Below are 12,013 nucleotides of genomic sequence, written 5' to 3'. Positions count from 1 at the left end.
AAATTTAGGTGCTATTTTTTATAAAAACTGAAAGATAAAATGCGCATTTCCTTCATTATTTTTCTATTATTGATTTTTGGATTTTGTGGCTTTTGTATTTCTTATATGCGAGCACGCATTCTTGAATACAAACAACATAAGATGCATTCTCGTGCGTATTATTATGGCTGGTGGACATTTTTGATTACTGTTATTCCAGCTTTTGTTTTTTTAATTGTTTGGGATGCTGGGAGTACAATTTATTTAGAATATAATGCCTCTCGAGAGCTTGGGGCGTATAGTGCGCATGTAACAAAGTCTGTAAATCATGATCTACTTTGGGAGACACTTCGAAGTCTCGTCAAAATGATTCATCGCTTTGAGGGGAATCTTTCTACCGCTTCCTATAAGGAAGTGCAGGCACAGTTATTCGCGAAGGGATTGATTTTACCTAGTGAAGCATCGGATGATGTGTTCAAAATAGCACAGTCGTGGGTATTCTTTTCTGAAAAGCTTAAGTTTATAGGCTATGGTTTCATTTTTATTATTGCGTCTTTGGGTTTTATCTGTGGAATGGTGCAAATTGCGCCTCATCAGCGTGCGCGCAATAAGGTTGAATCTTTTATTATTATTGGATTAATTTGTGCATCTATTGTTGCAGTCTTGACAACAATAGCCATTGCGCTTTCTATGCTTTTTCAGACAGTAAGCTTTTTTCAGTCTGTATCATTTTCAAATTTCTTTTTAGGAACAGTTTGGGATCCGCGTTTTTCCGCGAGCGGCTCAAGCGATGAAGTAGGACAATTTGGTTTAATACCGCTTCTTGCTGGTACGCTTTATATTGCATTTGTCGCCATGCTTTTTGCTGTACCTATAGGGCTATTTTCAGCTCTTTATATGGCTGAGTATGCTTCTGCGCGATTGCGAGCAATTGTAAAACCATTATTAGAAGTTCTTGCTGGCATTCCAACCATTGTTTATGGTTTTTTTGCTTTGAAGGTTGTAGGACCATTTTTACGTGATCTCTCTGTTTCTCTCTCAGATGGGGTTGGGTTTATTATGGCACAAAGTGTTTTGACCGCTGGAGTTGTGATGGGAATTATGTTGATACCTTTTGTTTCCTCTTTATCGGATGATGTTATTACGGCTGTTCCACGCATTTTACGTGAAGGTTCTTATGGTTTAGGCGCAACGCAATCTGAAACAATTAAAAAAGTTGTTATACCAGCAGCGCTTCCAGGGATTATGGGGGCCATTTTGTTAACGGCATCGCGTGCAATTGGAGAAACAATGATTGTGGTTTTGGCGGCAGGTGTTGCAGCAAACTTAACACTCAATCCTTTCGAAGCAATGACTACGATGACTGTTAAGATTGTTAATCAATTGACCGGTGATTTTGAGTTTAATTCTCCACAAACTCTGGTGGCTTTTGCCTTAGGGATGACGCTCTTTGTTATGACACTTTTGATGAATATTCTGGCTCTTTATATTGTGCGTAAATATCGGGAACAATATGAATGAATGAAGATTTTTTCCCTCGTCGCAATATTAGCCTCAAGCGTCGGTATTGGGCTGAACGTCGTTTTCGTGCCTATGGTTTGATTGCTATTTTTATTGGTTTGTTTTTTTTATTTACGCTTTTATGGTCTATCATTAGTCAGGGTTATACAGCTTTTTTTCAAAGTGAAATGACATTATTGATTTATTTGGATGAAAAGATCATTGATCCAAGTGGTCAACATAAAACAAAACCGCGAGTGCTCATGACGGCGAATTATCCACTTCTTGTACGCAATGCTTTAGCAAAGAAACTTAGTATAGATCAAAATGACCGCGCCTCTCTTCGAGAAGTTAACCGTATGTTTTCAAATGGTGTCCGCGTTCAGCTGCGTGAAATGGTAACAAAGAATCCAAAACTGATTGGCACAATGCAAAAAGTTAAGGTTTTGGCATCTGCGGATATTGATTCTGCTTATAAGGGACAGATTGATCTGCGTGTAGCAGAAAAAAACCGTAAAGTTTCTAATCGACAAGTAGAATGGATAAAGCGTTTAGCGCATGATGGTACGCTTTATAAAACATTTAATATTGGTTTTTTTACATTTGGCGCTTCAAGTCGTCCTGAGACTGCGGGATTAGGTGTTGCGATTATTGGTTCTCTTTATATGATAGGCATCGTTTTATTAGTTTCACTTCCGATAGGCATAGCAACGGCTCTTTATTTGGAAGAATATGCACGCAAAAATAAATTTACAGATTTTATAGAGGTTAATATCAATAATCTTGCAGCTGTTCCTTCAATTGTGTTTGGTCTTTTAGGACTCTCGTTTTTTGTTAATTTTTTAGGATTACCACGTTCAGCCTCTTTTGTTGGTGGTCTTGTTTTAGCGCTCATGACTCTTCCCACGATTATTATTGCAACACGTTCTGCTCTGCGTGCAGTTCCTCTCTCTATTCGTGCAGCAGCTTTAGGACTGGGAGCATCAAAAACACAAATGATTTTTCATCATGTTGTTCCTTTAGCTGCGCCTGGTATTTTGACAGGCACAATTATTGGAGTCGCACAGGCTTTGGGTGAAACAGCGCCTTTGCTTCTGATTGGAATGGTTGCTTTTGTTGTTAATATTCCTACAACCCCCATGGATCCAGCAACGGCTTTGCCTGTTCAAATTTTTATGTGGGCGGGTGAAGCAGAGCGCGCTTTTGTTGAAAAGACGTCAGGTGCTATTATTGTATTAATGATTTTTCTTGCAATCATGAATATTTCTGCGGTTTGTTTACGTCGACGATTTGAACGCCGCCAGTAATTTTAATAAAATAACAGTTTTGATAAGATTTTTGTAAGGTGAATTTTTGCAATGAAGATTAAAATGCGAGGTCAGGATGTGAAGGTTTCTTATGGAGACAAAGAAGCACTCCACGGTATTACACTTGATATTCCTGAACATCAAGTAACAGCTTTGATTGGTCCATCAGGATGCGGAAAGTCGACTTTTTTGCGTTGTTTTAACCGTATGAATGATACGATTGAAGGCGCTAAAACAACCGGTCTTATTACTTTAGATGGGGAAAATATTTATGACCAGAGGATTGATGTTGTAGAATTGCGCGCTCGTGTTGGAATGGTTTTTCAAAAGCCTAGTCCTTTTCCAAAATCTATATTTGAAAATGTTGCGTATGGTCCACGCATTCATGGTTTAGTTAAAACGCGCTCTGAATTGCATGATATAGTTGAAAAGAGTTTGAGGCAGGCAGGTTTATTTGAAGAAGTAAAAGACCGTCTTCATGATCTTGGAACAAGTTTATCAGGGGGACAACAACAGCGTTTGTGTATTGCACGTGCTATTGCGGTTAGTCCTGAAGTTATTTTGATGGATGAGCCCTGTTCAGCTCTTGATCCCATTGCGACGGCACGGATTGAAGAGCTTATCGATGCATTACGGCAAAATTATACAATTGTTATCGTAACGCATTCCATGCAACAGGCTGCACGTGTTTCTCAATATACGGCTATGTTTCATTTAGGGCACTTGGTAGAAGTTGGTGCAACTGAAATGATCTTTACCTCACCAAAAGAGCAACGGACGCAAGATTATATTACGGGGCGTTTTGGATAGGTGAATTGAGGAGTGTAAGATATGTCTATGAACCATACTGTCCGTTCTTATGATGCAGAACTAAAATATTTAAAAGCAAGGATTACAGAAATGGGGAGCCATGCAGAAAGGATGATTGAACGTTCTGTCGCATCGGTTGTGTGTAGTGATCTTCAACTTGCAACGACAGTGATTGCCGATGATGTGTTTTTAGATGAAGCAGAACGTGACATTGATGAAAAAGCGGTTGCTATTATTTGCAAACGCCAACCGATGGCTGTTGATTTGCGTGAAATTATTGGAGCCATTCGTATTTCTTCTGATCTTGAGCGGATTGGGGATATGGCTAAAAACATTGCTAAAAGGACAGTTGCACTTTCAGAAATACGTCAATCTGCTTCTGTTTATCATGGGCTTGAAACAATTACAGCTTTAGCACTCAATCAATTAAAAGAAGTCTTAAATGCTTATACGAGTCGCCTATTAGAGCGTGTTGACGCTGTGCGTGAGCGTGATGAGAAGATTGATGCTTTGTATACTTCTCTTTTTCGTGAATTTTTGACATATATGATGGAAGATATGCGCAATATTACGGTTTGTACACACTTGCTGTTTTGTTTAAAGAATATTGAACGAATTGGTGATCATGTTACTAATATTGCTGAAATGCTGCATTATATCATAACGGGTTACCATATGTCTTCTGATCGTCCTCGCGATGACCTTACTTATAAAGTTGGGGTAGGTGAGAAGAAAATAGATTAAAATTTTTCTTATATGTATAAGATAAGTTTGTAGATACTATGAGTATTTTCTTACAGTGCGGCTATAGAAAGAATAAGATAGCCATATTATGGAAAAGTACAAAGAAGCAACAAAGAGTTTTTTCAGAGAAGCATGGCAGATTGCTAACTCTTGGTTTGACATATTTGTATATTGGATGATATCATCACTCGTATTATGGCCGGAGGGGAGTTTTCTTCTAGATCATTTTGTTAAAATTTTATGTTTTTATATTAAAGGGGATATCTGTATTATTTTTTTCAATATCGATGCAAAGAGTTTTGGTATCCAAATTTTTTTGGATGTAGAAGAAGTGGATAGTGTTGCTTTATTGTAATTGAAACGTGTGGGTTATTATGGCCTATATTGGACCATGAAGAATAATAATATTGATCTGTAAATTAAGAGTTTTTTATTTTTTATTTTGCATAGATATTTTTTTATTACCTCTTGTATTAAAATTTTACTGAGTGGTAACAATCGGCTATGTACTTTATTAAGAGATACATTTAAAGCTCATTTCAAAATTTGAATAGCTCAGAGATTATAGGAATGTGTTGCATAAGATGAAAAAAAATCGTTGGAATGTTTTTGTTACCTGTTGTGTAGCGCCGTTAGTTGTTGTGGGGTGTGCTTCAAATCGTTTAGATACTGGAAAAGTAAATAATAATAAGACAAAAACAGTTACGTATCCATTGACAGAGCGTCAATGTCTTATGCGAGCGATGTATTTTGAATCAAATCGCACAAGCCGTGAAGGAATGATTGCCGTTGGGACGGTTGTTATGAATCGTGTTAATTCAACCGCCTATCCTAAGACGATTTGTGGTGTTGTTGGTCAATATAAGCAGTTTGCTCCTGGTGTTTTAACGCGTCCTATGACGGAGAAAGCATCTGTTGCTCGTGTAAGAGAGGCGGCTGATGCTGTTTTACGGGGTGAACGAGATAAGAAAGTTAAACACGCTAAGTTTTTTCATACCGCTGGTTTGTCTTTTCCGTATAAAAACATGCATTATGTTCAGGTTGCAGGGGGAAATGCTTTTTATGAAAAACGATCACGTGATGGGGAACTTCAAGTTCCTACAAATAATCGCCCTTATGATGTTGCTTATGCTTTTGCTCAAGAACGTTCTGGTCATGCGCCAAGCTTTATAGATGAAGGCACAGAAAGTAGGGGAGTAAAGGTAGAGAAAAGTGCATCTCCTTCGATAGAAGTAGCACAGTCCAAAACGGCACATCCTGCGCATTTTGCTATGGTACAGCTTGATAAAGTTCCTATTCCTGCCTATGCACCTCAACATCTAGCTAGGAAAGAGGAAAATAAAACGATTATGACTTTGCCTTCATCAGATCAGTTAAATGCAATTGTTGCAATGTTAGAAAAACGACACAGAAACTGGTAAGTTTTCACGACAAAAGAAGGGTTATACGCCCATTGCGGTTTATGAATTAAGTGATCTTTTAGCGATAATGACACGCATCAATATACGTAGAGAAAGTAAACTCAAAGGATCTAAAAAACAATTTATAATATGACGACGTAAAGAACGCATTTTATTTAAAGAAGGGTATTGGTAATGTACTTTGATATTCATGAGACAATTTCGCCTGAAATGCTTAATCGTCTTGCAGAAATTACAGTAAAAGTGGGGTTGAATTTACAAGAGGGGCAAGATCTTGTTTTGACTGCTCCAGTTTCAGCATTACCTTTTGTTCGGCGTATTGCATATCATGCTTATAAGGTTGGTGCTGGTGTCATTACACCAATTTTTAGTGATGATATGTTATCGATTACACGTTTTGAAAATGCCCATACAGCTAGTTTTGATTGTGCCCCTTCTTGGCTTTATGAGGGAATGGCAAAGGCTTTTGAAAATGGGGCAGCGCGTTTAGCAATTGTTGGTGATAATCCTTTGCTCCTTTCCAATCAAGATTTTGATAAGGTTGCGCGTTTGAATAAGGCGACTTCACTAGCTTACCAGCCTGCTCTCAAAAAAATATCGAATTTTTCTATAAATTGGTCAATTGTTGCTTATCCAACAGCAGGATGGGCTGAGGCAATGTTTCCTTCTTTACCACTGAATGAGGCGATTAAAAAATTAGCCGATGCAATTTTTTCTGCTTCACGTGTTACAGAAGAAGATCCAGTACATGCGTGGGGTGTCCATAACGAGAATTTAAAGAAACGATCATCTTGGCTTAATGAGCAGCGTTTCTCTGCCTTACACTTTACAGGGCCAGGGACTGATTTAACTGTTGGTTTGGCAGATGATCATGAATGGCATGGTGGTGCATCCGTTGCTCAAAATGGTGTTATTTGCAATCCGAATATTCCGACAGAAGAAGTTTTCACGACTCCTCATGCTCATAAGGTTGAAGGTTTTGTTCGTTCGACGAAACCACTTTCCTATCAAGGAACACTGGTTGATAATATTGAAGTACGTTTTGAAGCAGGGCGTATTGTTGAGTCTCGTGCATCAACGGGTCAGGAAGTTTTGCAACAGGTTTTGCAAAGTGATGAGGGTGCAAGCCGATTGGGCGAAGTTGCTCTTGTGCCCCATTCTTCACCAATTTCTAAGAGTGACCTCCTTTTTTATAATACCTTATTTGATGAAAATGCTGCATGTCATATTGCTTTAGGGCAATGTTATTCCAAATGCTTTTTAGATGGGGCATCATTGACGTCAGAAGAGATTGCAGCACGTGGTGGTAATAAAAGTGTCATTCATATTGACTGGATGATTGGTTCTGGCGAAATTGATATAGATGGCATTACCCAAGATGGTGTAAGAGTTCCTGTATTTCGTAAGGGTGAATGGGCTTAATCCTGTTATGCCGCATTCGATGTGGAGTGGGATGTAAGCCTCATTGATACGTTAAGTATTTTAGAGTGTTTGGTGAATATTCAAGGCAGGGCTTGGCTATAAAGCCTTTAGTTAAGTGACTCATATGAGTAGGACGCCAAGAGAAATCCACTCATCAAAAATTTGTTTCTTATAGAGCAGATGTAGAGGAAACCTTCGTTCTTTGAGGGGGGAAAAGAAGTCAATTTATTGGTGATACAATTGGAAAGTGTATAATTATTAAAGAAGAGAGATGCCTGAACTTCCTGAAGTAGAGACAGTTCGTCGTGGACTTGAGCCTGTTGTAACTGATGCAAAGATAGTATCTGTCAGACTTAATCGTAGAGATTTGCGCTTTCCTTTTCCTGAGGCTTTTTCTGAGCGCCTTATTGGCAGAACAATTATAGAACTTGGTCGGCGTGCGAAATATTTATTATTTCATCTTTCTCAGGATGAAACGATTTTAAGCCATTTAGGAATGTCTGGTTCATGGCGTATAGAGAATGATCTTTTAAGAACAGTTTTTTCAACGACAAGTAAATTAGTTAAGCATGATCATTTTGTCATGGATATTCAAACAAGGGATGGTGAAGTTTATCATCTTATTTATAATGATGTGCGTCGCTTTGGATTTATGCTTTTAGTCAATACGGACAAGCTTTATGAACATCCACTTTTAAATAAGCTAGGGCTTGAACCTATGAGTAATTCGTTTTCTGGTCGTTATTTACAAAAGGCTTTTGTTAATAAAAAAATGTCTCTCAAGAGCGTTTTACTTGATCAGTCTATTGTTGCAGGTCTTGGGAATATTTATGTTTGTGAAGCACTTTGGCGGAGTCGTTTGTCGCCACAACGTGGTGCATTTACATTGGCATCAAAAACGGCACGTGCATGTGAATTTGCAGATTCTTTAGCACAAAATATACGCAATGTGATTTCTGAAGCCATTTTGTCTGGTGGCTCTTCTTTACGTGATTATATGCATATAGATGGTTCACTTGGTTATTTTCAACATGCTTTTTCAGTTTATGGACGAGAAGGTAAGCAATGTTTGGAATGTGGAACGCCTATTGTGCGTATTTTACAGGCTGGACGTTCAAGTTTTTACTGCTCACAATGCCAAAAATGAATAAGGTGTCTTGCAAAATCTTACAAGAGGCTTAAAGTCGTCGTATCTATAATATAATTACACAAGGCTTGAGAGGTTTTTTTATGCTGAATAAAGTACTAACACATCTTGATGGAAATATAGAAAAGAGCCTTGAACGCCTTTTTTCTCTTTTACGTTTTCAATCGATTTCTACAGACTCGGCTTACAAGGATGCATGTCGTAAAGCAGCTGATTGGTTAGTAGAGGATTTAAAAAGCATCGGTTTTGAGGCTTCACGTCGTGATACACCGGGTCATCCAATGGTTGTTGGGCATCATCCAGGACCTTCGGATGATTGTTTGCATGTGTTGTTTTACGGACATTATGATGTTCAACCTGTTGATCCTTTGAGTTTATGGGAGGATGATCCATTTACACCTTCTTTAAAAGAGAGAGATGGAGAGAAAGTTATTTGTGCTCGTGGAGCTTCAGATGACAAAGGTCAGTTGATGACTTTTATTGAAGCATGTCGTGCATTTAAGAAAGAAACAGGGCAGCTTCCTGTTAAAGTTACTATTTTATGTGAAGGTGAGGAAGAATGTGCTTCTCCTTCCCTTATTCCTTTTTTAAAAGAAAATAAAGATGAACTTAAGGCAGATTATGCATTGGTTTGTGACACGTCAATGTGGGATGCGGATACACCATCTATTGCTCTTTCTCTTCGGGGAATTATGGCAGAAGAGATTATTATTACAGCAGCGAATCGTGATTTGCATTCTGGTTATTTTGGAGGAGTAGCAGCTAATCCCATTCGTATTTTAACGAAAATCTTAGCAGGACTTCACGATGAAAATAATAGGGTAACACTTCCTGGTTTTTATGATGGCGTAGAAGAAACACCTCCACAGATTTTGCAGTTATGGAATGAACTTAATTGTACTGCTGAAAATTTTCTTGGTCCTATAGGGCTTTCTATTCCTGTTGGTGAAAAAGGGCGGAGCATTTTAGAGCTTGTATGGGCACGTCCTACCATGGAAATTAATGGTATTAGTGGCGGCTATGAAGGGGAAGGGATGAAAACGGTTATTGCTTCTCAAGCGAGTGCAAAAGTATCGTGTCGTTTGGTGCATAAGCAAGATCCAGAGAAAATACGCCAAGCGTTGCGTGATTATGTACGTAGCTCAATTCCTGCTGATTGTAAGGTTGAATTTAAGAATCACGGTTCTTCTCCTGCACTTCAGATTTCTGATGATTCATCTTTTATCAAGGAGGCGAAGGATGCCTTATCACAAGAGTGGGAAGTGCCTGCTGTCTTGACAGCCATGGGGGGCTCGATCCCAATTGTAGCAGATTTTCGGTCAATTCTTGGTATGGAGACTCTTTTGGTTGGTTTTGGACTGGCTGATGACCGTATTCATTCTCCTAATGAAAAGTATAATTTAAAATCGTTTCATAAGGGGCAGCGGTCTTGGGCGCGTATTCTTGCAGCTTTAGCAAGTAGGAGGGTAAATGGCTGAGATTCGTGTTCATCAAGGTGATTTACCAAACTTAGACAATTATAAAACTGATGCCATTGCGATTGATACCGAAACTTTAGGGTTACAACCACATCGTGATCGTTTATGTGTTGTTCAGCTTTCTTCTGGAGATGGTACTGCTGACGTTATACAGATTGCTAAAGGACAAAAGAGTGCACCTAATTTGGTCAAGCTTCTTGGAGATAACGCAGTTATCAAAATATTCCATTTTGGGCGTTTTGATCTTGCGATTTTAGCGCATACATTTGGTGTTATGCCAGAAGCTATTTTTTGTACAAAGATCGCTTCTAAACTCACGCGTACTTATACGGATCGTCATGGCTTGAAAGAAATTTGTAATGAATTGCTAAATGTGAATATTTCTAAACAGCAACAATCTTCGGATTGGGCGGCAGAAACGTTATCACAGGCACAAATTGAATATGCTGCGTCGGATGTGTTATATTTGCATCGTTTAAAAGTTATATTTGAAGAACGTTTAAGACGTGAAGAGCGAGAAAGTGTTGCCAAGGCGTGTTTTCAATTTTTGCCTATGAGAGCTAAGCTTGACCTTTTAGGATGGGCGGAAGTGGATATTTTTGCGCATAGCTAACTTTAAAATTGGCTTTTAATGGAGTTAATTATTGATGTGAGAGGATGAAATGCTTGTACATTATGGGCATTTCATCCTCTCATCTTTACCATCATTTTTAATTCTGCTTTACGACTTTCAAAAGTATCTAAAGCAATGTCTGTTAAATAATAGAGATTACGCATTGCCTCACGCTTTTGTTTCTCATGTTTTTAATGGATTTACGTTCTTCATGTAAAACAGAACGCCCTAAACGGAATATATTTGTGTTGCTAATTCATGTGCTTTTTTTAAAAGAAACCGGCACCCAAGCCCATGTCACGGCGGCGCTTATGAGTGGTATAACAATAAAGCCCCCAAATATGGTATAAAATTTGTTGAACACTCCCATCTTTACGCTTATGGAGTAACAAGCCATAGCATTACACAATTTGCCAACTCCCAATGTTGTGTAGTCCTTAGCACTTGAGACGGTTCATAGAGGCATTTTTAGTCTTTTTTATCCACACAGCTCTCCTCATTTGTAACATGCAATCAAATGGTTTTGATGGATTCAACATGAAAAAGATTTGGAATGAGAGAATCTTAAGGTATTCAGGGTTTTTATTCAATATGAATAACGCTAAACTATCATTATAAATCAATATATTATATGATTAATCTATACAGATAACCACGATTGTACTGAACAATGCAAAGAGCAACTCCTAGAAAAGTGTGCTAGAAACAAGTGAGCAAGAGCGCTTTTTACTAAGTCAAAATGTTGCAATAGCTTTTGCATTTAAACAGATTCGTGAGAATCCACTTTTTCAAGAGTTTTATCCATATACAAACTTCATTTATGATGTGGAAGCGAATAAATTTGCTTCATGTATAATGAACAAGTTTGGAATGAGAGAATATTCTGATATTCGAGGGGCTCATTTTGTGTGAGGAAATATAAATTATATATATAAATCAATATGTTTATGTGAGGCTCGTATAGTTTATTATTTTCAGACGATACTTCGTGCCTTTAATTTATTACTCAATAAGTGATTTCTATGTTGGTAGAGCAGGGCAATTTGCTTTTATTTTAAAATCAAAAGGGCTCCAAAGCTTTATTTGTAAGGATTTTCACTTTTTATCTATAAACATATTATTTTTCTCTAGAAATTTGCAATGAAAGCACTAGGTAAAATCCATTATGTATATTTGATGAGGTTAATTTATGAACATAAAATATTTTATTACAGCTTTTGCTACTTTTGCTTCAATCTCTATCGCTCAGGGTGCGAGTTTTTTAGCGTCTCAAAACCTTATACAGAGAGCATCTTCGGCTGTTCCTCCAATAGGTCTTTTTTCTGGTGAACAGCTTCGCAAGGTCTTATCTGAAGTTTTTCAAATAGAACTTTCTTGCACAAATAACAGTGAATGCATAACAGCAGCTAAGTTAGTACCTGTGTCACATTCTGGTAAAAAAAGAGGATATAATCCTAAAAAAGGACTAGAGAAAAGAGGACGACCAAACCTATTTACACGAAGTCCAATGAGCTTTTAAAAAGTGAGAAAACAACATTGAGAGGTGTAACGTATGCTCAAAAAATGAAGAAAGGAGATATTATCACTTGAAA

The 12,013-nt window shown here is 37.9% G+C and carries 11 protein-coding genes and 1 pseudogene; 11 read left to right on the top strand and 1 reads right to left on the bottom strand.

Translation table 11 applies throughout. The annotated features are described in order from the left end of the window. Positions 1-39 precede the first annotated feature (39 nt). The 10 genes from pstC (at position 40) to ACFIJ7_RS03445 (ending at position 10,421) form a co-directional block, all read left to right on the top strand. Complete coding sequence (gene pstC, locus ACFIJ7_RS03490) at positions 40-1,500, top strand: phosphate ABC transporter permease subunit PstC (RefSeq protein ID WP_375644626.1); 1,461 nt, start codon at positions 40-42, stop codon at positions 1,498-1,500. Next, a complete protein-coding gene (pstA, locus tag ACFIJ7_RS03485; RefSeq protein ID WP_375644625.1) occupies positions 1,497-2,786 on the top strand; it encodes a phosphate ABC transporter permease PstA in 1,290 nt (429 codons plus the stop codon). The genes pstC and pstA overlap by 4 nt, the downstream gene beginning before the upstream one ends. A gap of 51 nt (positions 2,787-2,837) precedes the next feature. Beyond that, positions 2,838-3,596 (top strand): phosphate ABC transporter ATP-binding protein PstB, encoded by a 759-nt coding sequence (pstB, locus tag ACFIJ7_RS03480; protein ID WP_273787813.1) that lies wholly within the window; start codon positions 2,838-2,840, stop codon positions 3,594-3,596. A gap of 21 nt (positions 3,597-3,617) precedes the next feature. Then, a complete protein-coding gene (phoU, locus tag ACFIJ7_RS03475; RefSeq protein WP_375635969.1) occupies positions 3,618-4,340 on the top strand; it encodes a phosphate signaling complex protein PhoU in 723 nt (240 codons plus the stop codon). An 88-nt stretch (positions 4,341-4,428) separates the two neighbouring features. Continuing rightward, complete coding sequence (locus ACFIJ7_RS03470; protein WP_375635968.1) at positions 4,429-4,695, top strand: hypothetical protein; 267 nt, start codon at positions 4,429-4,431, stop codon at positions 4,693-4,695. Between the two features lie 229 nt (positions 4,696-4,924). After that, positions 4,925-5,761 (top strand): cell wall hydrolase, encoded by an 837-nt coding sequence (locus tag ACFIJ7_RS03465; RefSeq protein ID WP_375635967.1) that lies wholly within the window; start codon positions 4,925-4,927, stop codon positions 5,759-5,761. Between the two features lie 174 nt (positions 5,762-5,935). Beyond that, positions 5,936-7,183 carry an aminopeptidase gene (locus ACFIJ7_RS03460; protein ID WP_375635966.1) on the top strand — a complete coding sequence of 416 codons (1,248 nt, stop codon included), beginning with the start codon at positions 5,936-5,938 and terminating at the stop codon, positions 7,181-7,183. A 271-nt stretch (positions 7,184-7,454) separates the two neighbouring features. Then, positions 7,455-8,330, top strand: a complete 876-nt coding sequence (gene mutM, locus ACFIJ7_RS03455; protein ID WP_375644624.1) for a bifunctional DNA-formamidopyrimidine glycosylase/DNA-(apurinic or apyrimidinic site) lyase — start codon at positions 7,455-7,457, stop codon at positions 8,328-8,330. Positions 8,331-8,413: 83 nt separating this feature from the next. Continuing rightward, positions 8,414-9,808, top strand: coding sequence for a M20/M25/M40 family metallo-hydrolase (locus tag ACFIJ7_RS03450; RefSeq protein ID WP_375635964.1), 1,395 nt, complete (start codon positions 8,414-8,416; stop codon positions 9,806-9,808). Next, the gene (locus ACFIJ7_RS03445) at positions 9,801-10,421 is read left to right on the top strand and encodes a ribonuclease D (RefSeq protein WP_375644623.1); all 621 of its coding nucleotides are present in this window, start codon (positions 9,801-9,803) and stop codon (positions 10,419-10,421) included. The genes ACFIJ7_RS03450 and ACFIJ7_RS03445 overlap by 8 nt, the downstream gene beginning before the upstream one ends. A gap of 95 nt (positions 10,422-10,516) precedes the next feature. On the opposite strand, the pseudogene ACFIJ7_RS03440 reads toward ACFIJ7_RS03445, so the two are convergent. Next, positions 10,517-10,845, bottom strand: a pseudogene (locus tag ACFIJ7_RS03440) (integrase); the annotation flags it as partial. A gap of 765 nt (positions 10,846-11,610) precedes the next feature. Between ACFIJ7_RS03440 and ACFIJ7_RS03435 the strand changes: the two are divergent. Then, on the top strand, positions 11,611-11,940 hold the full coding sequence (locus ACFIJ7_RS03435) for a hypothetical protein (RefSeq protein WP_375644622.1): 330 nt from the start codon (positions 11,611-11,613) through the stop codon (positions 11,938-11,940). Positions 11,941-12,013 lie beyond the last annotated feature (73 nt).

It is taken from the genome of Bartonella sp. MR100HLJHH, assembly GCF_042194215.1.
In the GTDB taxonomy this organism is placed as follows: domain Bacteria; phylum Pseudomonadota; class Alphaproteobacteria; order Rhizobiales; family Rhizobiaceae; genus Bartonella; species Bartonella grahamii.
The sequence above is the reverse complement of the archived record's forward strand: the minus strand, read 5'-3'. Positions and strand labels throughout refer to the sequence as shown.